Here is a 26612-nt window from a genome sequence, read left to right on the forward strand (position 1 = left end):
GGCCATGCTGCCAGCATTGCCCGCTCACAGCGAAGCGCACAGCGAATCCCGCCATCTCCTGGCCCGCGCCCTGAGCGCGGCGCCTCCTCTGACGCTGGCCGCATCCGACCGTCAGTGGCTGGCCAGTCGCGGGCGACTCGTGCTGGGCAGCTCGCGCCCCGACTACCCTCCCTTCGACATCAACAACAGCCAGTCCGACTACGAAGGCCTGAGCGCGGACTACGCCGGACTGATCGGCGAGCAGTTGGGTGTTCCGGTCGAGGTGCGCCGCTATCCGAGCCGCGAGCGGGCTCTTGACGCGCTGCGCGCTGGCGAGATCGATCTGCTGGGCAGCTCCAACGCCTTCGAGGCCAATGACGCGCAACTGGCCCTCAGCCTGCCCTATGCCGACGACCTGCCGGTCATCGTATCGCGCAAGGACCAGGCCTTGCGCGACGGTGACGACCTCGCTGGCCTGCGCCTGGCGATGGTGGATCATTACCTGCCCATGCAGGCGGTGCGACGCCTCTATCCTCACGCTCAACTGGATCTCTATCGCTCGACCCTCGCCGGGGTCGCCGCGGTTGCCCTGGGGCAGGCCGACGCCTATCTGGGTGACGCCATCAGTACTGACTATGCGATCGCCAAGGGTTTCCAGGACGCGGTCAAGGTCGATCACTTCGTCAAGGCTCCGGCCAGCAGCTTTGCCTTTGCCCTGACCCAGGACAACCACCGCCTGCTGCAACTGGTCGACCTGGCCCTGGGCCGTATCGCCGACAGCGAACGGCTGAACATCCTGCGCCGCTGGACCGGCGGCGGCACCAGCCTGCTGCTGGACCGCCGCCTCGATGCCCTGACCCAGGAGGAGCGCGACTGGATAGCGCAACACCGGCAGGTCAGCGTGATGATCAACACCACCCTGGCGCCCCTGAGCTTCACCGACGCCCAGCAGCAGCCACGGGGCATCGCCCTGAATCTACTGGAGCGTATCGGCCTGCGTACCGGCTTGCGCTTCAAGCTGGTCGAGTCGGATTCGTTCGAGAACATGGTCGAGCAAGTCGCCCAGGGCAAGGCGGACATGATCGGCGCCATCGGTTACGGCGAGCACCGTGCCCAACGCCTGCGCTACACCCGCCCCTATATGATCAGCCCGCGGGTATTGGTCACACGGCGGGATGCTGCACCCCTCGACCCGGAGCAGCCACTGACAGGACTGCGGGTTGCGCTGCTACGGGGTTCGCCGCTGCGCGAAGGCCTCGAACGGCAGTATGGCGAACTGCGAATCGTGGAAGTGGAGAACCCTCTACAACTGATGGAAGCCGTGGCCAACGGTAATGCCGATGTCGCCCTCGGCTCGCACATCAATGCCAGCTATTTCATCAACCAGGTGTTCAAGGACCGTCTGCGCATTGCCGGCCTGCACGGTGACGAGCCGGCCCTGGCAACCTTCGCCGTAGGCCCCGCGCAGCCGCAGTTGCAGGCGATCCTCGACAAGGCCCTGCTGAGCATTCCACCCGACGAGCTGGAACAGCTGGTCAACCAGTGGCGGACCAACACCGCGGTCAGCGACAGCCCCTGGCGCAACTACCGCACGCTGGCGCTGCAGGTACTGGTGCTGGCCGCCCTGCTGCTGGCCGGTGTGGCGTTCTGGAACAGCTACCTGCGCAAGCTCATCCATCAGCGCAGCGAAGCCCAGCGCGCGCTGCAGGAACAACTGGCGCTCAGCCGCGGCCTGCTCGAACAGTTGCGCCAGGCCAAGGACGATGCCGAACAGGCCAGTCGGGCGAAAAGCACCTTCCTGGCAGTCATGAGCCATGAGATCCGTACACCGATGAACGCGGTCATCGGTCTGCTCGAGATGGCCCTGGAGGACAGCCGGCACGGCCATAGTGACAGCCAGGCGCTGGAGGCGGCCCATGGATCGGCGATCGGCCTGCTCGACCTGATTGGCGATGTGCTCGACATATCGCGCATCGAGTCCGGCCACATGACACTGCAACCGGTGGCTTGCGATCTGCTCGAACTGATCCGTGCGACCCTGCGGGTCTTCGAAGGCAGCGCACGTCTCAAAGGGCTCGCGCTGGATGCGCTGCTGCCCGCCTCGCCCGCGTGGCTGCTGGTCGATCCGCTGCGTTTCAAGCAGGTGCTGTCAAACCTGCTGAGCAACGCGATCAAGTTCACTGACCAGGGCCGGATCGACGTGTCGCTGGCTGTCGCCCCGATCGATGCCGACCTGCTTGAGGTCAGGCTGCAAATCAAGGACAGCGGCGTGGGGATCAGCAGCAGCGATCAGGCACGTCTGTTCACCAGTTTTTCCCAGGTCGATGGCCGTCAGGCACGCCAGGGGGCAGGCCTGGGCCTGGTGATCAGCCGCGAGCTGTGCGAGCTGATGGGGGGCGAGCTGCACCTGAACAGCATCGAGGGCCTGGGCACCCAGGTCGAAGTGCATCTGCGCCTGCCAGGCGCCGAGCCTCCTGCCACCGAGCCTGCCGGCAAGGCCTTGATCGAAGCCGGTGCTGGCCCGCTGCAAGTCCTGGTCGTGGATGACTACCCCGCCAACCTGTTGCTGCTCGACAAGCAACTGCGCTCGCTGGGTCACCAGGTGACCCTCGCCGACCAGGGTATGGCCGCGCTGTCGCTCTGGCTGGACGGCCATTTCGATGTGGTCATCACCGACTGCAGCATGCCGGTGATGGACGGCCATGAGTTGGCCCGCCAGATTCGTGCACGGGAGCGCGAAGAAAATCTGCCCGCAGTTCGAATCATCGGCGTGACGGCCAATGCCCAGGCCGAGGAACGCCAGCGCTGCCTGGACAACGGCATGGATGAATGCCTGTTCAAGCCGATCGGCCTGCAGGCGCTCAAAGCCTGCCTGCCGCTGGCCGCGGAGGCGCCACGTCCCAGCGGCTTCGACCTGGCGCAATTGCGCCACCTCACCCAGGACGACGATCGGCTGGTCAAGCGCCTGCTGGAGCAACTGGCGCAAAGCAGCGCCGAAGACCTGCAGGCGCTGCACGCGCTCGGTGCGAATCCGCCAGCCGAAGCCCTCGCCCCGGTGGTCCACCGTGTCAAGGGCGGTGCGCGGATGCTCAAGGTCAGGGGCGTGAAGCAGGACTGCGAGGCCCTGGAACAGGCCATCGCCCAAGGGCAGCCGGTGGAGAAGCGGCTCGCCCAGCTACGGGCGAGCCTGCACACCCTGGAGCTCGAACTGCGCCAGAGCCTCAGTGCAATTGAAGGGTCGAATTGATCTGGCTGATGGCGTCCACCACGTGCCGCGAACCCTGCTGGATCTCCATGATCACCGTACCGGCCTCGTTGGCCAGTTCCACGCCCAGGCCGGTACGGGTCAGGCTCGACTGCATGCTGGCCACCGCGGTCAACGACAGGTCATGGTTCTGCCGCACCACTTCGACGATCTCCAGGGTCGCCTTGCTGGTCCGCGCCGCCAGGTTGCGCACCTCGTCGGCGACCACGGCGAAGCCACGGCCATGTTCGCCGGCCCGGGCCGCCTCGATGGCGGCATTGAGCGCCAGCAGGTTGGTCTGATCAGCGATGCCGCGGATGGTCAGGACGATCTGGCCGATCACTTCGGACTGCTTGCTCACCGCGTCGATGGTGCGGGCGGCGTCGTTGAGCTCGCATGAGATCTGCTCGATCACCTCGACCGCCTGCTGCACCACCTGGGTACCCTTGCGCGCGCAGGCATCGGTCTGCATCGAGCTGGCATGGGCAGCGTCAGCGGCGGTCTGCTGGGTGCTGACCTGGTGGGTGATGTCGCTGGCGAACTTGACCACCTTGTACAGGCGGCCCTTGTTGTCGAAGATCGGGTTGTAGGACGCCTCGAGGTACACGGTCTGGCCTTGCTTGTTGACGCGTTCGAAGCGATGGGAGTGGTACTCGCCGCGGTTGAGCGAGGCCCAAAAGTCGCGGTATTGCGCCGACTCGCGCTCGTGCGGCAGGCAGAACAGTCCATGATGACGCCCCACCACTTCCTCCAGGCGATAGCCCATGGTGTCGAGGAAGTTCTGGTTGGCCTTGATCACCCGCCCGGCCGGGGTGAACTCGATCACCGCCATCGAACGGCCGATGGCCTTGAGCAGGCTTTCGCTTTCGTGCTCCTCGATCACGTGGCGGGTGATGTCGGAGGCCACCTTGATCACGCTGGTCACCTGCTGGCGCTCATCGATCACCGGCATGTAGCTGGCCTCCAGCCACACCTCGCGGCCTGCCTTGTCCAGGCGCTCGAATGTACCGCTGATGGCCTTGCCTTCGCCAAGTTCGCGCCAGAGCTGCTGGTACTCGGCGCTCTTGGCGTAGGCCGGATCGCAGAACAGCCGGTGATGCTTGCCGCGGATCTCGTCGGCGCTGTAGCCCATGGTCTTGCAGAAGTTCTCGTTCGCCTCGAGGATCGTGCCATCCGGCGCGAACTCGATCATCGCCATGGAACGGCTGATCGCTGCCAGCTTCGCCTCCATGCCCGCCAAGGCCTGCCGGCTGCGCTGTATCTCGATCAAGTCGGACTTGCGATGGTACTCGAACATGGACCGGGCCTCCTGTGCTCACGGAATGTCCTGAGCATAGATCGGCGCCGAAGGCATGCAAGCGATCTGATATCACTTTCGCATTAGGCATTTGTGCCGTCTGTCCGGTCATGCTGCAAAGGTCCCTTGAGCAAGCACCGTCCCCTTGCGCGAAAGAGCCGCAACCCATGCCACATGACACAGGCACCTCTCCTATACTCCACAGCTACAAGGTGCACGATGCCCCGCAAGAGGGATACCCATGAAGATCGTAGTCACCAGCATCCTCGTCGACGACCAGGCCAAGGCCCATGCCTTCTACCACCATGTCCTGGGCTTCGAGCCCAGGCACGACATCCCCATGGGCAAGTACCGCTGGCTCACCCTCACCTCCCCCAATGATCCCAATGGCGTCGAGTTGCTGCTCGAGCCCGATGCCCATCCAGCGGCGAAGACCTACAAGGCCGCGCTCAAGCAGGACGGCATCCCCGCCACTTCGTTCGGCGTGCGCGACATCCAGGCTGAATATGAAAGGCTGTGCAAGGCGGGCGTGCACTTCACCCAGCCACCTACCGCCGTGGGCCCGGTCACCGTAGCGGTGTTCGACGACACCTGCGGCAACCTGATCCAGATCGCCCAGCGCCATTAGCCGCCCTCGTGCAGCCCGCGAGGTTTTCCTCGCGGGCTGCTACATTGCTGACTTCCTCCAGCGCAGCCAGAACAAGGACACCCCATGCGCTACGAATTCAGCGAAGTGCTCAACGACCTGGTCGACTATTTCCTGCTGGGCGATATCCAGCTGCTCGAACAGTTCAAGGAAGATCAAGACCTGCCCGACGATCTGGCGCGCGCGTTCACCAGCAGCGACAGCGGCGACCTGGCGGTGCAACAAGGGGTGATCCTGCCGCTGGCCGGCGTCGACAACCTGCCTTACCGCATCCTGTTCACCCTCGACGAACGCACCCCGGCACTGCTCGAACCCAGCAGCCGCCTCAAGCACCGTCGCCCGGGCCATGTGCTAAGGGTCGAACACGGCGCCGTGATGCTCTTCACCTGGCGCATCCTGCAGCACTTCACCAACAAGACCCTGGGCGATCTGCTGGCGCGCTACCAGGAGCCGGGGCGGCCGATCATCGAGCTGGACAACGGTTGGTATTCGGTGGAAGTGCTCGCGGGCGCCGTGGTGCGCGACGGTTTGTACGAACCGGCGTTCGAATTCGTCATGAAAAAGGCCTATGCGCGCCCACAGGCCTCGGAGGTGGATGTCGGCTACCGGTACACCTTGCGCGGTTACTTCGACTGACCGGGGCCGCTCCTGCAGTGATGGCGTGAACCGCGCCATTGCTGCAGGAGCGGACCTTCATCCTTCAGGTGTGATTGATATCCCGATCCTTGGTCTCAGGCAGGAAGAAGATGCCCAACACCGCAGTCATCACCGCAATGACGATCGGATACCACAGCCCGTAATAGATATCCCCGGTCGCCGCCACCATGGCGAAGGCCACTGTCGGCAGGAAGCCACCGAACCAGCCGTTGCCAATGTGGTACGGCAGCGACATGGAGGTGTAGCGGATCCGCGCCGGGAACAGCTCCACCAGCCAGGCGGCGATTGGCCCGTAGACCATGGTGACGTAGATCACCAGGATGGTCAGCAGCAGCAACACCATCGGGTAATGGATCTTCGCAGGGTCGGCCTTCTCGGGATAACCGGCCTCTTTCAGGGCACCGGTCAGGGTGGCGGTGAAAGCGTCGGCCTGCGTCTTCAGTTCAGCCGCGGCCAGGCCTGTCCCCTCGAAACTCGGGATCACCCGCTCGCCGATACGGATCTGCGCCACGCTGCCGGGCTCGGCCTTTTCGTTCTCGTACGGGATCGCCCGCTTGGCCAGCAGGCTCTTGGCGATGTCGCAGGAACTGGTGAAGCGGGCCTTGCCCACCGGGTCGAACTGGAAGGCGCACTGCCCGGGGTCAGCCACCACCACGACCGGGTTCTGCTCCTGGGCAACGAACACATCCGGGTTGCCGTACTCGGTCAGCGCCTTGAAGATCGGGAAGTAGGTCAACGCGGCAATGATGCAGCCGGCCATGATGATCTTCTTGCGCCCGATGCGGTCGGACAGGCTACCGAAGACGATGAAGAACGGTGTGCCGATCAGCAGGGAACCGGCGATCAGCAGGTTGGCGGTCTGCGGGTCGATCTTCAGTGTCTGCAGCAGGAAGAACAGCGCGTAGAACTGCCCGGTGTACCACACCACCGCCTGGCCGGCGGTGCCGCCGAGCAGTGCCATGATCACCACCTTGAGGTTGTCCCAACGGGCGAACGATTCGGTCAGCGGCGCCTTCGACGCCTTGCCCTCGGCCTTCATCTTCATGAACACCGGCGACTCGTTGAGCTGCAGGCGGATGTACACCGAAATCGCCAGCAGCAGGATCGACAGCAGGAACGGTATCCGCCAGCCCCAATCCTCGAACGCCTCGGTGCCCATGGCCGTACGGCAAGCCAGGATCACCAGCAGCGACAGGAACAGCCCGAGGGTGGCGGTGGTCTGGATCCACGCGGTGAAGAACCCGCGCTTGCCCTTGGGCGCATGCTCGGCCACATAGGTGGCAGCGCCGCCGTACTCCCCACCCAATGCCAGCCCCTGCAGCAACCGCAGGGTGATGAGGATCACCGGCGCGGCCACGCCGATCGTCGCATAGCTGGGCAGCAACCCGACCACCGCGGTGGACACGCCCATGATCACGATGGTGATGAGGAAGGTGTGCTTGCGCCCGATCATGTCGCCCAGGCGACCGAACACGATGGCCCCGAACGGTCGCACGGCAAAGCCGGCGGCGAAAGCCAGCAAGGCAAAGATGAACGAAGTGGTTTCGTTGACCCCGGCGAAAAAGTGCTTGGCGATGATTGCCGCCAGCGAGCCGTACAGGTAGAAGTCGTACCATTCGAACACGGTGCCCAGCGAAGAGGCGAAGATGACCTTGCGCTCCTCCCGGGAAATGCCACGTTGGGGCGCGCTACTGCCCGTGGATGCGCTGTCAAGGACCGCCATGGGTCGCCTCCGTCTGGTTGTGGTAGACCGGAGTGCTCCATCAGGTAGCCAAAGCACGCACCCAGGCCCAAAGGCATTGCAGGCTGCGCGAAGCACGACGAGGCACGGCCTCGAATCGCGGCAAGTCACTTCAAGCATAATCGGCCTTTGCACGATAGCCACTCGCCTGGCTGATCGAGCACCGAAACGGATAGGGAACACGCAATGAGCGAAGCACAGCACGGCGCCTGGCGAGGTCGGCTCTGGCTGGCCGATGATCACGGCCTGCTGCTCGGCACGGCGGGCCACACCGGTGTCCATGCCCACTATGCCCACCAGGTAGTGCTCGCCCTCGAGGGCCAAGCCTGCCTGCAGGTCAATGGCGAACAGCACCGCGGCGACATGCTGGCCATCGCCTCGTTGCAGCCCCACGCCATTCTCGCGCCGGGCACCACCTGCATCACCTTGTTCGCCGAACCCCTGGCGTTTTCCCTGGACACCTTGCTCGACGTCTGCCGGCAAGCCCCCCGCGATATCTCCAGCCTCGCCCAGGCGTTGCGCCAGACACCGCGTCGCTCGTTGGATCCGCGCCTGGCGCGGGCCCTGGCACGGATTCGCGCGCTAGACGAGCAGCGCCTGCCGGCCACGGAGCTGGCACAGGCAGCGGCGCTGTCGGTCAGCCAGCTCGAGCGTCTGTTCAGTGGCCGCCTGGGCCTGTCGGTGCGGCGCATGGTGCTGTGGCAACGCCTGCGCGTGGCCCTGGGCGAGGCGCTATCCGGTGCCAACTTGACCGAGGCGGCCATGGCCGCCGGCTTCGCCGATTCGGCGCACCTGAGCCGCAGCCTGCGCCAGCAATTCGGCATCCGCGCCAGCGAAGCCCTGCGCCACCTGCGCTCAGACGTGCTCTAGGGTCTGTATGAAAAGTCTTGAGACGAAGGTCAGGCAAGGCGAAAACAGCCGAGGAAGCGGAGTTTACAGGTTGTAAATGAGCATTCCGAGGCTGTTTTCAACGCAGCATCACCGAGTATCAAGGCTTTTCATACAGAGCCTAGCGCCTGACGCAGGCTTTTCGGCACGGCTGCCGGCGGCTGCGCCGTGGCCGCTGGGCGGAACGGCTCACGCAGTTGCGCAAGGTACGTTTTGGGATAGTCCGGACGGTCGCCGATGCCCATGTCGTCATCGGCCAACCCATAGCCCGGCAGGTGCAGTGCAGTACCGAGCAAGCGATCCCAGACCGGGAAGAACAGCGCGAAGTTGACGTCGCCCAGGGTGCCGTACTTCAGGTGGTGCAGCCGGTGCACGGGAGCCCAGGCGAAAAGATGGCGCAGAGCGCCGATGCGCATGTCGACATTGCTGTGCTGCAACAGCAGCTGGACCGCGATGCAGAACGCCAGCAACGCCGCCACGTCCTGCGGCAAACCCAGCAGCAATAATGGCAGCACGCCGCCCAGCCCCTCGGCCATCTGGTGCAGCGGGTGCTTCATCAAGCCATTGAAGCCGTACAGCCGGGTCACGCTGTGATGCACCGCGTGCAGGCGCCAGAGCAGCGCGCTGCGATGGCTGGCGTAATGCACCAGGGTGATGCCAAGGTCGGCCAAGGGCAGCGCCAGCAACAGTTGCCCAAGCACAGGCCAGTGGCTGGGCCACAGGCTTGTGGCTGGCAGCCAGCCGGCGAGCAGCGGGATGGCGGCGATGCTGGCGATATTGAGGGTTTCGTTGACCAGTGCGTGTAGTGCATCGCGCCCGCCCTCGCCTGTTGCCTCGCTCCAGGCAGATTTGTAGGGGTACAGCGCTTCGCAGGTGAACGACAGCAGGATCGCAACGCCAAGTAGGGGTAGCAGCCAGAGGATGTCGGCGCCAAGATCGATCAGCCACACCGCGGTGGCAATGAAACCGAAGAAGAAACACGGGGCATAGAGGATACGCATGGATGGCTCCAGTCATGGTTGGAGCCGCCAGTGTTGCCTGGTGCCTGACCTCGGCGATTGAACGAACGGCGCATCTGTCGCAGCGATGCTCTACAGGGTCGAAGTGTCCGCGGCTCGGGCTGCCAGCTGTCTACGCATCTCATCGTTGGCGCCCTGGGCCTGGGCGAGGATGGCGCGCAGCCCCTGCACTTGCGCGTCACGCTGCTGCAGTTGCTCGTCCAGCAGCGTGCCCTTGGCGGTGGCCTGGCGATGTTCGGCGAGCAGGCGCTCATTGTCGCGGTGCAGGCGCGTCAGCTCGTCCTGACGCGCCAGCGCGCCCTGCTGCAAGGTCTGCAACTGGCCTTGCAGCAGGCGCACCTGGGTCTCGTTGCGGCGTTGATCCTGTTGGCGCTGCTCGAGGCTGGCGCGCAGTTGCCCGTCCTTGTCGGCCAGGCGCGACTGCAACTCACCCTGTGACTGGCTGAGGCTGGCGCTGCGCAACTGCTCGGCCTGCAGGCTTGCCTGGGCGGTCGTGAGGCGTTGGGTCTCGGCGTGCAGCGCAGCGGTCAGGGCCTCGACCTGGCGCAATGCGCCGGCCAGGTCGCGCTGGGTCAGTTGCAGCTCGGCCTGCATCGCCGCACAACGCACCTGCGCCGCCTGCTCGGCGGCGGCGATCCGGGCCTGCCCTTCCTCCTGCAGCTGGGCGGCCAGTTGTTCGACCAATCGCGCCAACGGTTCGCTCAAGGCCCCCTGGCTACCCAGCAGCTCCAGCGGCTGCCGGTCCAGTTCCTTGAGGTAGCGGTGGATAGTGGTCTTCGAGCCGGTGTTGCCCAACTCGATACGTACCGCATCGATACTGGGGTGTTCACCCCGGGCCATCAGCGCCTGCCGCGCCTGCTGCACGGAAGCCTTGTCTATGCCATTGCGGGCCATTACTCATTCCACCTATTCGTACCATGGCATGTACCATGTAATTCGGCGCAATACTGCACGGCCCTGCCCCTCGATTCAAGCCTGCGGGTGAAATCTCATTCAGCGGCCTGTTCGAGGAAATCCACCGGCGGCACGAAGAACAACCCGCCGGTAACGGCGCGGCTGTAGTCCAGCAAACGATCGTAGTTGCCCGGCGGCTTGCCGACGAACATGTTCTCGAGCATCTGCTCGATCGGCGCGGGCGACCGGGCGTAACCAATGAAGTAGGTACCGAACTCCCCGGCCCCGGGGCGGCCGAAGGGCATGTTGTCGCGCAGGATCTTGATCTCTTGCCCGCCCTCTTCCAGGGTGGTCAGCGAACTGTGCGAGCAACTGGGCTTGCTCGCGGCATCCAGCTCGATGTCGGCCAGCTTGGTGCGCCCGATGATGCGCTCCTGCTCCTGTGTCGACAGCGCCTCCCAGCCGGCCATGTCATGCAGGTACTTCTGCACCAGCACATAGCTGCCGCCGGCGAACGCCGGGTCCTCGTCGCCGACCAGGGTGAAGCGCGCCACGTCCCGCGGACCGGGGTTCTCGGTGCCATCGACGAAGCCGATGATGCTGCGCATGTCGAAATAGCGGAACCCCTGTACTTCATCGACCACCGTCACCGCCCCGGCCAGGCGCTTGACCAGCAATGCCGCCAGCTCGAAGCACAGGTCCATGTGCTCGGCGCGGATATGCAGAAGTATGTCGCCCGCTGTGGCAAGCGCCTTGCGCGTACCGCTGCCGAACTCGCGGAAGGAATGCAGGCCGGCCGGTTGCGGCGCACCGAACAAACCCACCCAGGCCACCGCGCCGAAGCCGATGACGCAAGACAAGTTACCGGCCGGCACCCGCTTGCCCACCGAACGCACCAGGCCGCCAAGGTCGGCGCACAGCGCCCGCACAGCGGCCACGGATTGCTCGCCCGGATTGAGCGTGGCCACCAGAAACATCGCACTACGGGTGATCGGGCTGTCGACAGCCTGCGGCTCGATCTCGACTGTATTCACCAAGGCTTCCTCTCACGCAGGGTTTGATCGCTTGTGGTATAGCACAGCGCGGCTGAACAACCGCACCTCATAGATGCGCTCTATCAACTCATCCAGCCTATCGATTTGACCGCGTCAAATTGCCTCAGATAACGTGCCGCCCGCTTCGAAGTTGCCTGTTCCCTCCACCACGAGCCGAACCGCGCTGGCCTCGTCCCATCGTTACCAGATCCGCCCAATGGTACCGCCGTTATCCTTGCGTTCGAGTTGTTGAAATGTCTGTGAATACCCCCTCCCGGATCACCGAGCTGGTCATCGAAGCCGGTACCCGCAAAGCCCACCTGCCCACCCGCGCCACCTTGATTCTCGGCTTCCTGGCCGGCGCGTTCATTTCCCTGGGCTTTCTGCTGGCGATCCACGTCAGCACCATGATTCCCCCGCAGTGGGCTTCGTTCGGCACGCTGCTCGGCGCCGCGGTGTTTCCCATCGGCCTGATCCTGGTGATCCTGGCCGGAGGCGAGCTGCTCACCGGCAACATGATGAGCCTGCCCCTGGCGATGTTCGCCGGGCGTATCCGCCTGCGGGCAGTGGCGCGCAACTGGACCCTGGTGACCCTCGCCAACCTGCTGGGCGCGCTGTTCGTCGCGTACTGCTTCGGCCATCTGCTGGGGCTGACCGAGGGCGCGTACCTGGGCAAGACCCTGGCTGGCGCTACCAGCAAGGTCAGCGCCGACTTCCTGCACGCGTTCGTCTCCGGCATCGGCTGCAACTGGCTGGTATGCCTGGCGGTGTGGCTGTCCTACGCCAGCCGCGAGATGAGCGGCAAGATCCTCGGCATCTGGTTCCCGATCATGGCCTTCGTCGCCATCGGCTTCCAGCACGTGGTGGCCAACATGTTCCTGATCCCGGCGGCGATCTTCGCCGGCTACCTGAGCTGGGGGCAACTGGCGGAGAACCTGGTGGCGGTGTTCCTGGGCAACGCCGTGGGTGGGGCGATCTTTGTCGGCCTGGCCTATTACGTGTCGTTCGGCGTGCCTGCGCAGGAACAAGGCGCATTGCACTGACGCCACCCCACCGAAGCGGTGGGGTGTTTTTCGTCGATGTCCTGGTTGCGTGCGAACTCAGCTGTCCTTGCCCAGCACATAGCGGTCGAAGTGCTGGATATGCTCGTCAAGGTTGTCTTCGAGCATCATCCGGTACTGTTCGCTGAAGTACTTCAGCAACTCCTCGCGCGCCGCGGCCATCTCCGCCGCGGACTTGAAACTGCGCGCCGCCATCCAGGCATTGAAGCGGCTGGCGGCGAAGGTCATCGAAGCGCTGACCTTGCCGAGGTCCTCGAGTTTTTCGATCTGCTGGTTGGCCAGCTCCACATGCGCATCGGCGCGGTCGTAGAAGGCCTGGTCGGTGGCTTGTGCCATGGGAATCTACCTATCGGAAAACGTTGCGCTCAGGCGGTCTTGGCCTGAACGGTGAACAGGCTGGCCCCCAGCGTCATGAACGACACGCCGAACAGGCGATTCATCAAGCGAGCGCGGCTTGGTGCCGCCAGCTTGCGCTTCAACGCCTGGGCCAGGAGGACATAGAAAGCATGGGCCAGGATCGAGCACAGGGCGAAGGTGCCGACCAGCAGCCCGAGCTGACTATCGGCGCCGTTGCCCGAGCCCATGAACTGCGGCAGGAAGGCGGCGAAGAACAGAATGGCTTTCGGGTTGGTCAACGCCACCGTCACGCCGTTGAGCATCAGCCGGCGGTTGCTGACCAGGGCCTTGACCGGTTGCTCTAGCTGGTCAAAGGCACTGCTGCGGCTTTTCCACTGCTTGACGCCGAGGTAGATCAGGTAGCTCGCGCCCACCACCTTGAGCAGCAGGAAAGCGCTGGCCGAAGTCTGCAGCAATACCCCGAGGCCCGCACTGGTGGCGGTGGACACCACCAGCAGCCCGAGCGCGTTGCCCAGCGAGCCGAGCATCGCCCGCTTCGGCCCGTGCGACAGCGAGTTGGACAACGCCATGATGACACCCGGGCCTGGCGACAAGGTCACCACCATCGAGACAACGACAAATCCGAACCAATCGTGCAGCGACATCCTTGTACATCCTCGGGCCGATTACATGAGGCGGCGACTGTAACAGAATGCCGCCCCGCTCCGGAATTGGCGCTGCGCCTGATTTCCCCGTGCTATATCAAGCCTGAGAATCCGCCAGTACCGTCCCCACCGGCCGTTCTTGCGTCGGTGCACGGTTGCAAGCCACGAAATCCTCCTGGCGCAGCACCACCAGCGCCACCAGCGACGCCACGCCGGTGCCCACGTAGAAGTACCACGGCGCGGTGATATCACCGGTCACCTTGATCAGCCAGGTGGAGATCAGCGGCGCGCTGCCGCCGAATACCGCCACCGGGATGTTGTAGGCCATGGCGATGCCGGTGGAGCGGATGCGCGTCGGCAGCAGCTCGCTCATCAGCGCGTAGGTCGACGACGCATACAGCCCGAACAGGATCGCCACCGCCATCAGCGGCCAGAACAGGGTCGCCGGTGTGGCGCCCGGCGCGGTCTTGAAGAACCAGTACATGGCCAGGGTCGCCAACGTGCCGATCACCATCAGGAACGGCTTGCGCCCGTAGCGATCGGTGAAGGCGCCGCCAAACGGCATCACCAGCGCCGCCGACAGGCTGGCGACGAACACATAGAGCAAGGTGGTGCCGCTGTCGAACTTCAGCGTGTTGGACATGTAGGTCGAGGCGAAAGTCAGCACCAGGTAGAAGATCGAGCTGTGCAAGGTGATGATGAAGAACACCAGGGCAATCGAGCGCTTCCACTGCCACACCTCGCGCAGCGGCGCCTTGGAGGTCTGCCCGGCTTCCACCAGGGCGAGGAACTCCGGGCTGTCCTCGAGCTTGAGGCGAATGTACAGCGAGATGAAGCCCAGAGGGCCGGCAATCAGGAACGGAATCCGCCAGCCCCAGTCCTGCATCAGCTCGGCGCCCAAGGCCCAGGTCATGCCATTGGCCACCGCGCCACCCAACAGCAACCCGAGCACCGCCGTGACCATCAACCAACAGGTGGCGAAGCCCCGACGGCCGGGGCCGGCGTATTCGGAGATGAAGCTGGTGATGGTGCCGATCTCGCCCCCGGCGGAGAAGCCCTGCACACAGCGGATCAGCACCAGCAGCACCGGCGCGGCGATGCCGATGCTGGCGTAGGTCGGCAGCAGGCCGAGCAGGAAGGTGGAGCCTGCCATCAGCACCAGCACCGTGATCAGCGTGCGACGGCGGCCGATCTTGTCCGCCAGCGGGCCGAAGAACAACCCGCCCAGCGGGCGGATGAAGAAGCTCAGGGCAAAGGCCGCGAAGCTCGCCAGCAGGCTGCTGGTGGGGTCGTCGGAAACGAAGAAGGCCTTGCCGATATACAAGGCCAGGAAGCCGTAGACGCCGTAGTCGTACCACTCGATCAGGTGGCCGGTGGTGGCGCCGATGAAAGCCCGGCGCCGCTGGCGCTGGGTGTTGGCGGGTGACATGCCCATGCGGGTAACTCCTGTCGTGTCGCTTTCCATGAAATGTCGCGGCTCAAGCGCTGCCGAGCGACCCGTCCGGGTCCTGCAGCCATTGGCGCAACTGGGTCTTGAGAATCTTGCCATAGCTGTTTTTCGGCAGCTCGGCGCAGAACAGGTACTTCTTCGGTTTCTTGAACGAGGCCATGCGCGCCAGGAACCACTGATTGAGTACCTGGGAGTCGAGGCTGCCTGCCGTGCGCGGCACGACGAAGGCCACCACCGACTCGCCCCACTCGGCGTCGGCTTCGCCCACCACGCAGGCTTCGAAGACTTCGGGGTGCTGGATCAGCACTTCCTCGACCTCACGGGGGTAGATGTTGCTGCCCCCGGAAATGATCACGTCCTTGCTGCGGTCGGTCAGCGACAGGTAGCCCTGGCCGTCGAGAAAGCCGATATCGCCGGTGTGCAGCCAGCCGTCCACCAGGGCCGCCGCGGTCGCCTGGGGATTGTCCCAGTAACCCTGCATCACCACCGGGCCGCGCACGACGATCTCCCCTGCCTCGCCAGCCGCGGTCACGCGGCCCGCGCCATCGACCACGCGCACCTCCACGCAGGCCTGGGCCCGACCAACGGAAGCGGCGATGGCCGGCCAGCCTGGGTTGCCACGGTCGGCGATGGCCTCGCGGGACAACGCACTGATGGTCATCGGGCATTCGCCCTGGCCGTAGATCTGCACCAGGCGCGGGCCGAAGGTATCCAGGGCATCCACCAGGTCCGCCAGGTACATCGGGCCGCCGCCATAGACGATGGTCTTGATGCCTTCGCCGGCATAGCCTTGCTGGCGCGCCTGCTCGACCATGCGCTTGACCATGGTCGGCGCCGCGAACAGGCTGACCTGCCCCAGCGATCGCGCCAGGGTGAACAGCTCCGCCGCCTGGAAGCCCCGGGACAGGGGCACCACGTGCCGGGCGCCGCAGCGCACGTGGATGAAGTTGTACAGCCCCGCGCCGTGGGACATCGGCGCGGCATAGACCACGGCGTCTTCGGCAACTACCGGGTCGACGTCCAGCGGATAGCACAGCGACATGGCGATCAGGTTGCCATGGGACAGCATCACCCCCTTGGAACGCCCGGTGGTGCCGGAGGTGTAGAACAACCAGGCCAGGTCGCTGTCCAGGCGTGGGTGCGGCGCCTGCAGCTCATCGCTGGCCGGCAACCCCGGCATGCGCTGGAAAGGCGTAGCCAGCTCGCGACAGCCGTTCGGCAATGCCAGGTCGGCGAACAGCTGGCCCTCGTCGGTGAAGATCAGCCGCGCCCCGGCATTGCCGGCGATCCACGCGGCTTCCAGGGCGTGTAGTTTATGGTTGATCGGCACCGCCACCGCCCCGCACCACCAGATCGCATAGAGCAGTTGCAGGTAGTCGCAGCTGTTCTTCATCAACAGCGCCACCCGCTCACCCGGCTTGATGCCGTGCACGTGACGCAGCTCCAGCGCCCGTGCCCGCACCTGGGTGGCAAACATCCGGTAGTCGGCGATCTGCCGCATCCCCTCGAACAACGCCGGCCGCCCAGGCCAACGCTGGGCCGCATCCTGCAACCAATGGGCGATGTTCATGGCTCAGACCCTGACGGCTTGCAGCACGCTGGCGTAGTTGGCCACCGCCATGCCGCCCATGTTGAACAGCAGGCCAAACTCGGCATTGGGCACGCCCAGGCCGATGGGCTTGCCGGTCAGCTGGGCGAAGCCCAGGGCATGCATCGACACCCCGGTTGCCCCCACCGGATGCCCCTTGGCCTTGAGCCCGCCGGACAGGTTCACCGGCAAGCGCCCACCTTGGCGCACGATGCCGTCGTCCAGGGCGCGGTGCCCCTCGCCACGCGGCGCCAGGCCCATGGCTTCGTAGATCAGCAGTTCGGCGATAGTGAAGCAGTCGTGCACCTCGGCGAAACTCAGGTCGTTGAGGGTCACCCCCGCCTCGCGCAGCGCCCCGTGAATCGCCCGCTGCGGCCCCTCGAAGGCCAGCATGTCGCGGCGCGACAGCGGCAGGAAATCATTGACCTGAACCATCGAGCGGATCGCTACCTGGCGCCGCATCGAGCGGGCGCGGGCGGGTGAAGCCAGGATGATCGCCGCCGCGCCGTCGCTGATCAGCGAGCAGTCGGTCAGGCGCAGGGGCGCCGCGATCAGCGGGTTGCTCGGCGACACCTGGTTGCAGTGCTCGAAGTCCATCACCCGGTGCATCTGCGCCAGCGGGTTGGCCATGGCATTGGCGTGGTTCTTCACCGCGATCGCCGCCATCGATGCCAGTGGGCTGTGGTAGCGCTCGGTGTATTGCTGGGCGACCTGGCCGAACAGCTGGGCAAAACTCAGGCCGGCCTCCTGCAAGGCGTTCTGGTAACCGGCGCCGGCCAGCGCCCGGGTGACCTCGACCGTGCTGTTGCCGGTCATCTTCTCCGCGCCGACCACCAGCACCAGCTCGGCGGCGCCGCTGCGGATCGCGTTGATCCCGGCCTGGATCGCCGCCGAGCCCGAGGCACAGGCGTTTTCGCAGCGGGTGGCGGGTTTGAAGCGCAGTTGCGGGTCGGCCTGCAGCATCAGCGAGGCGGGGAAGCCGTCGGCCACCAGGCCCGAGTTGAAGTGGCCGAGAAACAGCGCGTCGATCTCGGCGGCGTCGATGCCTGCATCCTGCAAGGCATCGCGGGTGACCTGGACGATCAGGTCTTCGAGGTTCAGGCCATCCAAACGACCGAAAGGGCTGTGCGCGGCGGCGACGATGGCGACGGAATCGTGGAACATGGTGTTTTCTTCTGTCCTTGAAGCGGGTATTGCATACAATGTGTCAGCACCCGAATCCCACGCTAGTTGGGGCAACTACGTACACGAGTAAGTAGTGAGCCTTACGGGGCATGACCATAAGCACCGAGGCAGGAAGCCTGATGACCGTACCCACCCACGCCTCCCCGGACCTCGAGCGCCTGGCGTTCCAGGTGTCACCCGCGCCGCAACTGATCACCGGGCATCGGCGCATGCTCGACTGCAACGAGGCCTTCGCCCGGCTGTTCGGCTACACCCGCGAGGAGCTACGCGGGCACCTGACCCTGCTGCTCTACCCTTCCCAGGCCGACTACCAGAGCATTGGCGAGCGCAGCGAGCACTGGCTGCGCAACGGTCTGGGCGCGTTCTATTCGGACGAGCGTTTCATGCAGCACCGCAGCGGCGAGGTGTTCTGGGCCCGTGCCCAGGGTTTCACGCTGACGGCGGAGGATCCGTTCAAGCTGATGATCTGGCATTTCGAACGGCTCGACCGGCAGCCGGCGCCCGCGGTGCAACTGACGCCGCGTGAGCGGCAGATTTCGTCGCATATCGTCAACGGCCTGACCTGCAAGGAAGTGGCGCGGCAGCTGGGGATATCGCATCGGACGGTGGAAGTGCATCGGGCGCGGTTGATGAAGAAGTTGCAGGCGAAGAACAGTGCGGAGCTGGTGTCCAGGATCATTTTCATTAGCTGACAGCGCAGGCGCTGACCGCAACGGTAGAATCGCATTGTCAGTCAAATGCGCGTATCCGCCCTGGCCGGGGCCACAGGCTCCCTTTACAGTGCAATAGCCCCAGATCATCCCGGAAGATAGAAATGCATCAAAACGAAAAGGACCTGAACAACATCATCTCGTCCATGCTGGCGGAGGATGAAAAGCTGCAAGACGGCGCCAACGATTTTATCCTGGCAATCATAGGGCGGGTTGTTGAAGCCGCGACCATCAAGGAGGGTACGCAGCTATATCGATACTCACCCGGCATGGCAGTCACAAAAGAAAACCTGGTCAAGCGAACAGCGAACAATCTGAGCCGGATGTCTCATGGCTGGACGCCTTACCGCTTCGGCCTCGTAGATCACTCCAAGGAGAAGCTCAGTAGCCAGGGCAAGATTCTGAATGACCAGTTCAGGCTGATGCTGAAAGGACATGTCGCCGAGGAGGCCCTTGATGAGCTGACCCGCGATCTGTCGCAGGTTCTGCAGCACAGCTGGTCGCTGACCCTGAACGTCTGAACAAGCGGTCGCCATGACGCCATGAACTCGAGCAAGGCGACCAATTGCCTGGTCCGCAGAAACCAAGCCGGGTGCACGACTTGGTCCGGAGAGAGTAATCAGCCGAGTCTTGCAATCCCCCCGCCACCCCGAGACAATGCGAACAATTACCATTTACATCGTGGATCCCGCTCTATGTCGACGCTCGACCGCTCGGCGCTTCACCAGCTGTACTGCGAAAACAACGGCTGGCTGAAAAGCTGGCTGCGCGCACGCCTGGGCAATGCCGCCGATGCGTCCGACCTGGCCCACGACACCTTCCTGCGGGTGATGACTGCCCGCAACCAAGGCCCCATTCGCGAGGCGCGCAGCTACCTCAGCGCCATTGCCCGAGCGCTGTTGATCGACAAAGTCAGGCGGCGCGCCATCGAGCAGGCCTACCTGCAGGCCCTGGCCCTGCGCCCGGAGCCGGTCGAAGTGTCGCCGGAGACGCGCCTGTCGATCATCGAAATGCTGGTAGCGGTCGATGCACTGCTCGACGAACTGGGCCCCAGGACCCGTGACATCTTCCTCGCGGTGCAACTGGAAGGGCTGACCTACGCGGCAGTTGCCGAACGCTTCGATGTATCGATCACCACAGTCAAGAACCACCTGATCCGGGCCATGACCCGCTGCCTGCTGGTGGTCGACAATTGAGGGCCGGCCAGTGGACCTGAAAACCCTCGAGGCCGCCGCGACCTGGTACGTGCAACTCAATGACGGTGATGCCGACACAGCACGGACCCAGGCCTGGCGCGATTGGCTGGCAGCAAGCCCCGCGCATGCCGAAGCCTGGGCCCAGGTGGAGAAACTCCAACACCAGTGGTCAACGGTGCCGCGCCAGGCTGCGCTGTCAGGCCTGGGCGCGGCCCAGGCGCAGCGCCGCGAGGTGCTCAAGGTGCTGGGCCTGCTACTGGCGGTCGGTGGCGGTACCTGGTTGGCCAGCGAGCAGGTGCCCTATCGCGCCCTGCTCGCCCAGCAGCGCACCGGCAGCGGTGAACGGCGCTCGCTGCGCCTGGACGACGGTTCGCAGCTGGAGCTGAACGTCGACACCGCACTCGACGTGCGCTTCGACGCCCAGGTGCGGGCGATCCAGTTGTATCGCGGCGAGATCCTGATCATCACCGCCAGCGACGCCGCCCGCCGCCCGTTCATCGTGCACACCGACAACGGCAACGTGCGTGCGCTGGGCACGCAGTTCAGCGTGCGCCACACAGCGCAGCAGACACAGGTCGGCGTGTTGCAGTCCGCCGTCGAGATACGCCCGCAACGCCACCTCGACCAGGTGTTGCGCCTGGACGCCGGCCAACAGGCCGGCTTTGACCGCGACGCGATCGGCCGCGCCCAGGCCCTGCCGGCCGATTCCGCGGCCTGGGTCCAGGGCATGCTCAGCGTGAACGACTGGCGCCTGGGCGATTTCATCGCCGAACTGGGCCGCTACCGCCCCGGCGTGCTGCGTTGCGCGCCGTCCGTTCAAGGCATGCGTATTTCCGGCTCGTTCGCCATCGATGACACCGATATCGCCCTGGCGAACCTGCCGAAATCCCTGCCCGTGCGGGTGCGCTACCTGAGCCGTTACTGGGTCAACGTCGAACCTGCCTGAGCCCGGTGCAAAAAAAAGTTTTTCGCAATCTTGCTGATTTCGATTCTCGTCCGTCCATGACACAAGCCGCGACGACAGCGACTTCCCGCCATGACACGCAAGGATCACCCAATGCCGCTTCTTCAGCCCAGCACCCGCCTGCGCCACGCCATCCACCGGTTCACCCTCGGCCTGTCCCTCGCCACCGCGCCTGCGTTGATGTTCGCGCCGGTCGACGCCCTGGCCGTCAGCCAGACCGCCTACCACATCGCAGCCGGCCCCCTGGGCAACGCCATCACCCAGTTCGGCGTGCAGGCGGGGGTGACCATTTCGTTCGACACCGAGCAGACCCGCCATCTCTCCACCCCCGGGCTCGACGGCAGCTACAGCGTCGAGGAAGGCCTGCTGCGCCTGCTCGGCAGCAGCGGGCTGCAAGCCCAGCGCCAGGGCAATGGCGGCTATGTGCTGATCCCGGCTGACAATGGCCCCGCGATGGAGCTGGGGCCGTTGACCATCGACGCCAACCGCCTCGACGCCACCAGCGAGGGTACCCAGTCCTATGCAGCGCGGGCGGTGACCATCGGCAAAGGCGTGCATACGCTCAAGGAGACACCGCAGTCGGTCACGGTGATGACCCGCAAGATGCTCGACGACCAGAACCTCAACACCCTGGAACAGGTGCTGGACAAGACCCCCGGCATCACCGTCTACGACTCGCCCATGGGCGGCAAGTACTTCTACTCGCGCGGTTTCAACCTCGACGGCCAGTACCAGTACGACGGCGTGCCGCTGGACGTGGGCGGCATGATGAAAGGTTCCGGTTCATCGGCAGGTGGCGTCAACTTCGTGCGCAAACGTGGCCAGGACAAGGCCCAGACCACACTGACCCTGTCCGCCGGCACCTGGGACAACTACCGCGGCCAGGTGGACGTGGGCGGCCCGCTGAACGAATCGGGTACCGTGCGCGGCCGCGCCGTGGCCACCCTGCAGGATCGCCAGTACTTCTACGACAACGCCAAGCGCCAGGACCAGGTGCTGTACGGCGCCCTGGACTGGGACGTGACGCCGGACACCACCCTGGGCGTCGGCCTGGCCTATGAAGACGTCGATGCCTCGCCCTGCTACCACGGCCTCACGAGTAAGCTGGTACCGCAACAAAAGCGATTCCTACACCCAGGCCTGGGACTACTGGGTGCATAACCGCAGCCAGGAGAACGGCCAGGTCACGCCCTTCGCCGCAGTGCTCTATGACCTCAACGATGAATGGACCGCCTACGCCAGCTACGCCGATATCTTCCAGCCGCAGAGCAACCTGGTGAACGCCCAGGGCCAGGCCCTGCAACCGAAGACCGGCGCCAACTACGAGCTTGGCATCAAGGGTGAACTGTTCGGCGGCGCGCTCAACACTGCCTTCAACCTGTTCCGCACCATCGAGGAGCACCGCGCCGAAACCGACTTCGTCGACACCTGCAAGGGCTCGGGCGACCAGTACTGCTACACCGACAGCGGCAAGGTGCGCGCCCAGGGCTTCGAAGCCGAGGTCAGCGGCTCGCCCATCGAGCGCCTGCAACTGCTGGCGGGCTACACCTACACCCAGACCAAGTACCTGAACACCATCAACCAGACCGAGCCGACCGAGCTCAACTTCACGTCCAGCTTCATCCCGCGACACATGCTCAAGGTCTGGGGCGACTACCAGCTCGCCGGCGCGCTTGACCGCTGGACCGTGGGGGCCGGGGTATCCAGCCAGAGCGAGAACTTCCGCCGCCAGGGCAACCTGAGCATCGAGCAAGCGGGCTACACGCTGTGGAGCGGTCGCGTGCAGTATCGCCTGGACGAACACTGGAGCCTGGCGCTGAACGGCAACAACCTGCTGGACAAGCGCTATTACTCGACTGTGGGGGCCACTGGTTGGGGCAACTACTACGGTGAGCCGCGCAACTTCATGGTGACGCTCAAGGGGAGTTTCTGACGTAAGCGCCAGGCCTTTCCATGTGTTCGCCGCAAAGGCTTCTGCGCCCATGAGATCGAGCGCCGCCCGCGCGGCGCATCGCTGGCAAGCCAGCTCCCACATCTGTTTCGGGCCAGTCTGTCCTGTGAAGTTGTCGCTGTCCGCCTTGGTGCATGTATTGAGACAGGTGGGACGCCAGTGGTGCACACACTGAAACCGCGTCGTACCCACAAGGCGTACAGCCGCGGCGGCGCAGGCATAACTGGCCCGAAACAAATGTGGGAGCTGGCTTGCCAGCGATGCGCCGCGCGGGCGGCGCTCGATCTCATTGGCGCTGCAAGATTTGCGGCGGACATCTGGAGGCCTTTACTACATTCCCATATGTGCATCATCCGTCAAAACGACTGATAGGCGACGGCGAACGCACACATGACGTACTCGGTGGCCTGGACCAAAGTGTCTTGAAGGAGCTGGGGAGATTCGGAGCACGGAGGTGGATCCGGGATGATCTTCAACACGACTTCATACTCGACGTTCATGAATGATCAACCAGACACCCATTGACCTGCAGGAGGATGGGTGGCGGCTACGTGCGGCTCTGCAAGTCCGGGGAACATCGAGCGATAACCCGGCCGGCCCGAGGGCCAACCACACGTAGCCACCATTGAGCACAACCACTGGAAAACGCCAGCGACTCGAGGGTGAGTACAGTTCGATGTTCAGACGGGCTTGCAGGCCCGTCCGTTGATTTGGCAACAACCCAGCGAGACTAGCCGCCACTTCGAGGGCGCAACAGTGGCCAAAGCATGCTTCGGAAACGGACTACTCGAAATAGGGAAAATCTTATTCATGCCTGTAGGACGCGATACGAACTTGCTCCCTACCCCGTTACCCAGCTATCCGAGAGACAGTTTGCATCTACCCCATCGCTAGTAGAACATCGCCTCTTTTGCACGAATGGACACGCGCATGAAATTCGAGAGGACCACGCAGTGCAGAACCGATGAAGGGATCGTCTTCAATCTCTCGCAAATTACCCTTATGGAAAGTGCATCGAGGGAGAGGTTCATGGCGGGATTGGCCCGCAACGTTCTGGCGTGACGTTGGTCATCAAGGTCTGAGGAACGGCACATGCCTTACATCATGCAAGCTGTCATCCTTCTGGTACTGGGCGCACTCCTCGTTCAGTTTCTGAGACCATCCCCCTTACGCAAGTGGCTGGGCGTGGCGCTGTTAGCCGCAGGCTTGGTCGGCATCTTCAAAGTCGACCAGCAACAGGTGCTGGGCTTTGACCTGGAGCTGCTGGCGCTACTGGCTGTGCCGCTAGGCGTGGTGCTGTTCCTGACGCGGCGGCGATTCTCGGATATGGACTGATAGCCATTCCAAACTCTGGCGAGGAAAAATCCGCCCCCTTTTACTCAGGGGGCGTTTCTGACGGGAGCAAGTCGGGGCGGCCCTGCGCGCGCCTCCCCTGTCTGTGTCACACCTTCTTCAAAATCCCCATATGCGCATCATCCATCAATGCCTTGGCCATATCGCTCAGGTAGTGCGATGCCCAGACCAGCACCGGTTCGTTGTCCATCACACCGATGAAGGAAGCCCGGCGGGCGCTGTCGAGCAGCACGGAGGCCTGCTCCGTGGCGTGGTCGCACAGTTGCCAGGCTCTACGCGGAACAGCCGCGTACCTTTGGTGGCGCCTTCCAGGCAGGTGCGGGGCGTCTTTAAGGAGAGGGAATTCGGCGGACAGTGAAAGATGGCAGCTACGTGCAGGCCTGCAAGACCGGGGCATTACGAGGCGAAAACCCGGCTGACCAAAAGGTCACCCGCACGCAGCCACCATAAAGCGAGACCCACGACTCAACGCCGAGGCTCATGGTGAGCACCATCGTAATACCGCGCAGGCTTGCAGACCCGGCCGTTGATACGACCCAGCGAGACTAGCCGCCACTTCGGGGGCGCAACAGTGGTCAAAGCATGCTTCGGAACCAGACTACTCGAACTAGGGAAAATCTTATTCATGCCTGTAGGACGCGCTATGAACATGCTCCCCTACCCCATTACTATTGCGGCAGTTTCGCGATCACCTTGATCTCGAAATCGAAGCCGGACAGCCAGGTCACGCCGATAGCAGTCACCGTGGGATAAGGCGCTTCGCCCCAATACTCGGCTGCCACCTCCCAGATGGTTTCGAATGTCGAGTCGGGGTCGACCATGAAGATGGTCGTATCAACCACATCCTCGAAACTACCGCCCGCCTCGGCCAGGATCGCGTTGAGGTTGGCAAAGGCCAAACGAACCTGAGCCGCGAGGTCAGGCTCGGCCGAACCATCCTTACGACTGCCGACCTGACCGGATACGAACAGAAAACCATTGGAGCGAATCGCCGGCGAGTAGCGGTGCAACTCGTACAAAGCATGGCGATCTGGCGGGAAAACGACATCACGTTTGCTGGACATGGCCTACCTCGTTCTGGGCCCTAGCGGCCCGGTGTTTACGGTGAGGCCACTATAAAAAGGCCACTTGCCTGGATAAACGGGCAGCTCTGGCCAGGACTGTTTGTATACTCCAAACAATCCAGGTGCGAACGAGGCGTGGAATGGACCGATTCGATGCAATGCAGGCGTTTGCCCGGGTGGTGGAAACCGGCAGTTTCACCAAGGCGGCCGCTACCCTGCACATGAGCAAGACCACCGTGACGCAGCTCATTCAGCAGCTGGAAGCAAGGCTGCGCGTGCGCCTGCTCAACCGCACCACACGCAAGGTCAACGTCACCGCCGATGGCGCGGCCTACTACGAACGCGTCGTCCGGTTACTGGCAGACATGGACGACGCCGAGACCAGCTTGTCCAGCGCGTCGATGGCACCACGCGGCCGGCTGCGGGTGGATGTACCCAGCCCGCTGGCGCGAATGCTGCTCATACCTGCCTTGCCGGGGTTCTTTGCACGTTATCCGGAAATCCAGCTGACGGTGGGCGTGAGCGATCGCATCGTCGACATCATCGGTGAAAACATTGACTGCGTGGTGCGTGGCGGCGAGATCACCGACCAGTCCTTGGTGGCAAGGCATGTGGGCGATCTGAAACTTGGCATCTATGCCACGCCCGGCTATCTGCAGCGCTTCGGGACGCCGGTTCACCCCCTTGAGCTGGAGGAAGGCCAGCACAGAACCGTCGGTTTTCTCTGGTTTCGCACAGGCAAAACCTTGCCCTATGCGATGCACCGAGGTGATGAACGCTTGGAGGTCCAGGCGCGCCCGCAACTGACAGTCGATGACGGCAATGCATACCTTGCCGCCGGCCTGGCTGGCCTCGGGATGCTCTGGCTACCGCAGTATATGGCCAAACCGCACCTGATCAGCGGCGAACTGCTGCCGCTGTTCGAAGACTGGCACATGTCGCCGATGCCGATGTACCTGGCCTTCCCGCCGAATCGCCATGTCAGCGCCAAGGTGCGAGTGTTTATCGACTGGATAACCGAATTGATGGCAGAGCATGCGCCGGTGATTGGCTGAAACAGGTGCAAGGCCGTTCCTGGACCAGGCACTCCGAATTTCTGCTTTTGCCCGTTTTCTGACAGTGCGGCGGAGGCCAACTATGGGTCGGAAGCAGTCATTCATGAACTGCAGCTTTCGACCCATAGCGGACGGTGGCAACGGGTAGCAATCGGCCATAAGCAGACCTCCACAGTTACTAAGCCTACGCCAACTGTGGATACAGGTGATTGAGCGCCACGGCGATCACCGAACCCTCGAAAACCGCGTAGTAAATGGCCGTGGAAAAGAAGATCAGCGTCGCCAGGCACGCACCGGTGCTACCGAACAGCAGCCGCGAAAACAGGGCCACCGACAAGCCGCTGCGCATAGCGAAGCGACTGAGCACGCTGTTGACCAGGCCATAGCTGATCACCGACAACAGCATGCCGATCAACGCATTGCGCGCGCCGTAGGACAGCGCCAGGGAAGCGCCGACCACGATATAGAACATTGCACTGCACACCGCCCACCAGGCCATGGTCAACGACAGTCGCCCCATGCGCGCGTCGGTCGGAACGGGGTGATTGGCCGGGTCCTTTCCGGTTTGACTCGATTGCGATAAAGCAGCCATATGCGTGAACTCCAGAGCCAGTCAGAGGTTGAAGCGCGGGCAG

Annotated in this window: 23 protein-coding genes and 2 pseudogenes; 12 read left to right on the forward strand and 13 right to left on the reverse strand. The window is 63.9% G+C overall.

Annotation, left to right across the window (positions count from 1 at the left end):
- Nucleotides 1-4: 4 nt before the first annotated feature.
- Entirely contained in the window at nt 5-3226 is a 3222-nt protein-coding gene (locus tag AAHK21_RS24795) for a transporter substrate-binding domain-containing protein (protein WP_367859032.1), read from the forward strand.
- Here the strand turns inward: AAHK21_RS24795 and AAHK21_RS24800 are convergent.
- Nucleotides 3201-4520 carry a PAS domain S-box protein gene (locus AAHK21_RS24800; RefSeq protein ID WP_367858662.1) on the reverse strand — a complete coding sequence of 440 codons (1320 nt, stop codon included), beginning with the start codon at nt 4518-4520 and terminating at the stop codon, nt 3201-3203. The genes AAHK21_RS24795 and AAHK21_RS24800 overlap by 26 nt on opposite strands.
- Nucleotides 4521-4761: 241 nt before the next feature.
- Here AAHK21_RS24800 and AAHK21_RS24805 point away from each other — a divergent pair, with 241 nt between their 5' ends.
- Both AAHK21_RS24805 and AAHK21_RS24810 read left to right on the forward strand, forming a co-directional pair.
- On the forward strand, nt 4762-5148 hold the full coding sequence (locus AAHK21_RS24805; protein ID WP_367858663.1) for a VOC family protein: 387 nt from the start codon (nt 4762-4764) through the stop codon (nt 5146-5148).
- 84 nt (nt 5149-5232) lie between these two features.
- Entirely contained in the window at nt 5233-5802 is a 570-nt protein-coding gene (locus AAHK21_RS24810) for a hypothetical protein (RefSeq protein ID WP_367858664.1), read from the forward strand.
- Between the two features lie 64 nt (nt 5803-5866).
- Here AAHK21_RS24810 and AAHK21_RS24815 read toward each other — a convergent pair whose 3' ends face one another.
- Nucleotides 5867-7546, reverse strand: coding sequence for an MFS transporter (locus AAHK21_RS24815; RefSeq protein WP_367858665.1), 1680 nt, complete (start codon nt 7544-7546; stop codon nt 5867-5869).
- Between the two features lie 204 nt (nt 7547-7750).
- Here AAHK21_RS24815 and AAHK21_RS24820 point away from each other — a divergent pair, with 204 nt between their 5' ends.
- Nucleotides 7751-8434, forward strand: coding sequence for a helix-turn-helix domain-containing protein (locus tag AAHK21_RS24820; protein WP_367858666.1), 684 nt, complete (start codon nt 7751-7753; stop codon nt 8432-8434).
- Between the two features lie 128 nt (nt 8435-8562).
- On the opposite strand, the gene AAHK21_RS24825 is transcribed toward AAHK21_RS24820, so the two are convergent.
- The 3 genes from AAHK21_RS24825 to AAHK21_RS24835 form a co-directional block, all read right to left on the reverse strand.
- Nucleotides 8563-9453, reverse strand: coding sequence for a sterol desaturase family protein (locus AAHK21_RS24825; RefSeq protein ID WP_367858667.1), 891 nt, complete (start codon nt 9451-9453; stop codon nt 8563-8565).
- Nucleotides 9454-9543: 90 nt separating this feature from the next.
- On the reverse strand, nt 9544-10365 hold the full coding sequence (locus tag AAHK21_RS24830) for a DNA-binding protein (RefSeq protein ID WP_367858668.1): 822 nt from the start codon (nt 10363-10365) through the stop codon (nt 9544-9546).
- A gap of 95 nt (nt 10366-10460) precedes the next feature.
- Nucleotides 10461-11402: a Dyp-type peroxidase gene (locus tag AAHK21_RS24835; RefSeq protein WP_367858669.1), complete on the reverse strand. Its 942-nt coding sequence runs from the start codon at nt 11400-11402 to the stop codon at nt 10461-10463.
- 251 nt (nt 11403-11653) lie between these two features.
- Between AAHK21_RS24835 and AAHK21_RS24840 the strand changes: the two genes are divergently transcribed.
- The gene (locus AAHK21_RS24840) at nt 11654-12442 is read left to right on the forward strand and encodes a formate/nitrite transporter family protein (protein ID WP_217866156.1); all 789 of its coding nucleotides are present in this window, start codon (nt 11654-11656) and stop codon (nt 12440-12442) included.
- 57 nt (nt 12443-12499) lie between these two features.
- On the opposite strand, the gene AAHK21_RS24845 is transcribed toward AAHK21_RS24840, so the two are convergent.
- The 5 genes from AAHK21_RS24845 to AAHK21_RS24865 form a co-directional block, all read right to left on the reverse strand.
- Nucleotides 12500-12796, reverse strand: a complete 297-nt coding sequence (locus AAHK21_RS24845) for a DUF3144 domain-containing protein (RefSeq protein WP_102682437.1) — start codon at nt 12794-12796, stop codon at nt 12500-12502.
- Between the two features lie 29 nt (nt 12797-12825).
- The gene (locus AAHK21_RS24850) at nt 12826-13461 is read right to left on the reverse strand and encodes a LysE family translocator (protein WP_046855316.1); all 636 of its coding nucleotides are present in this window, start codon (nt 13459-13461) and stop codon (nt 12826-12828) included.
- A gap of 97 nt (nt 13462-13558) precedes the next feature.
- A complete protein-coding gene (locus AAHK21_RS24855; protein WP_367858670.1) occupies nt 13559-14896 on the reverse strand; it encodes an MFS transporter in 1338 nt (445 codons plus the stop codon).
- A gap of 43 nt (nt 14897-14939) precedes the next feature.
- Nucleotides 14940-16481 carry a class I adenylate-forming enzyme family protein gene (locus AAHK21_RS24860; RefSeq protein WP_367858671.1) on the reverse strand — a complete coding sequence of 514 codons (1542 nt, stop codon included), beginning with the start codon at nt 16479-16481 and terminating at the stop codon, nt 14940-14942.
- Nucleotides 16482-16484: 3 nt separating this feature from the next.
- The gene (locus AAHK21_RS24865; RefSeq protein ID WP_038706289.1) at nt 16485-17663 is read right to left on the reverse strand and encodes an acetyl-CoA acetyltransferase; all 1179 of its coding nucleotides are present in this window, start codon (nt 17661-17663) and stop codon (nt 16485-16487) included.
- A 140-nt stretch (nt 17664-17803) separates the two neighbouring features.
- Between AAHK21_RS24865 and AAHK21_RS24870 the strand changes: the two genes are divergently transcribed.
- The 6 genes and pseudogenes from AAHK21_RS24870 to AAHK21_RS24895 all read left to right on the forward strand — a co-directional run bounded on the left by AAHK21_RS24870 (nt 17804) and on the right by AAHK21_RS24895 (nt 23840).
- A complete protein-coding gene (locus tag AAHK21_RS24870; RefSeq protein WP_110605276.1) occupies nt 17804-18376 on the forward strand; it encodes a LuxR C-terminal-related transcriptional regulator in 573 nt (190 codons plus the stop codon).
- 122 nt (nt 18377-18498) lie between these two features.
- Nucleotides 18499-18915, forward strand: a complete 417-nt coding sequence (locus AAHK21_RS24875) for a hypothetical protein (RefSeq protein WP_267302658.1) — start codon at nt 18499-18501, stop codon at nt 18913-18915.
- Between the two features lie 174 nt (nt 18916-19089).
- The gene (locus tag AAHK21_RS24880; protein WP_046855312.1) at nt 19090-19590 is read left to right on the forward strand and encodes a sigma-70 family RNA polymerase sigma factor; all 501 of its coding nucleotides are present in this window, start codon (nt 19090-19092) and stop codon (nt 19588-19590) included.
- Between the two features lie 10 nt (nt 19591-19600).
- Nucleotides 19601-20536 carry a FecR domain-containing protein gene (locus tag AAHK21_RS24885; RefSeq protein ID WP_367858672.1) on the forward strand — a complete coding sequence of 312 codons (936 nt, stop codon included), beginning with the start codon at nt 19601-19603 and terminating at the stop codon, nt 20534-20536.
- A gap of 111 nt (nt 20537-20647) precedes the next feature.
- A pseudogene (locus tag AAHK21_RS24890) lies at nt 20648-22487 on the forward strand (TonB-dependent siderophore receptor).
- Nucleotides 22488-23597: 1110 nt separating this feature from the next.
- Nucleotides 23598-23840, forward strand: a complete 243-nt coding sequence (locus AAHK21_RS24895; RefSeq protein ID WP_367858673.1) for a hypothetical protein — start codon at nt 23598-23600, stop codon at nt 23838-23840.
- A 106-nt stretch (nt 23841-23946) separates the two neighbouring features.
- Here the strand turns inward: AAHK21_RS24895 and AAHK21_RS24900 are convergent, their stop codons facing one another.
- Both AAHK21_RS24900 and AAHK21_RS24905 read right to left on the reverse strand, forming a co-directional pair.
- The gene (locus AAHK21_RS24900) at nt 23947-24090 is read right to left on the reverse strand and encodes a DUF3077 domain-containing protein (protein ID WP_254664164.1); all 144 of its coding nucleotides are present in this window, start codon (nt 24088-24090) and stop codon (nt 23947-23949) included.
- Nucleotides 24091-24526: 436 nt separating this feature from the next.
- The gene (locus tag AAHK21_RS24905; RefSeq protein ID WP_104445248.1) at nt 24527-24922 is read right to left on the reverse strand and encodes a RidA family protein; all 396 of its coding nucleotides are present in this window, start codon (nt 24920-24922) and stop codon (nt 24527-24529) included.
- A 140-nt stretch (nt 24923-25062) separates the two neighbouring features.
- On the opposite strand from AAHK21_RS24905, the gene AAHK21_RS24910 reads away from it, so the two are divergent.
- Nucleotides 25063-25977: a LysR substrate-binding domain-containing protein gene (locus tag AAHK21_RS24910; protein ID WP_367858674.1), complete on the forward strand. Its 915-nt coding sequence runs from the start codon at nt 25063-25065 to the stop codon at nt 25975-25977.
- Between the two features lie 190 nt (nt 25978-26167).
- On the opposite strand, the pseudogene AAHK21_RS24915 reads toward AAHK21_RS24910, so the two are convergent.
- Nucleotides 26168-26569: pseudogene (locus tag AAHK21_RS24915) on the reverse strand (allantoin permease); the annotation flags it as partial.
- Nucleotides 26570-26612: the final 43 nt, after the last annotated feature.

Source organism: Pseudomonas sp. TE50-2 (assembly GCF_040813665.1).
Taxonomy (GTDB): Bacteria; Pseudomonadota; Gammaproteobacteria; order Pseudomonadales; family Pseudomonadaceae; genus Aquipseudomonas; species Aquipseudomonas soli.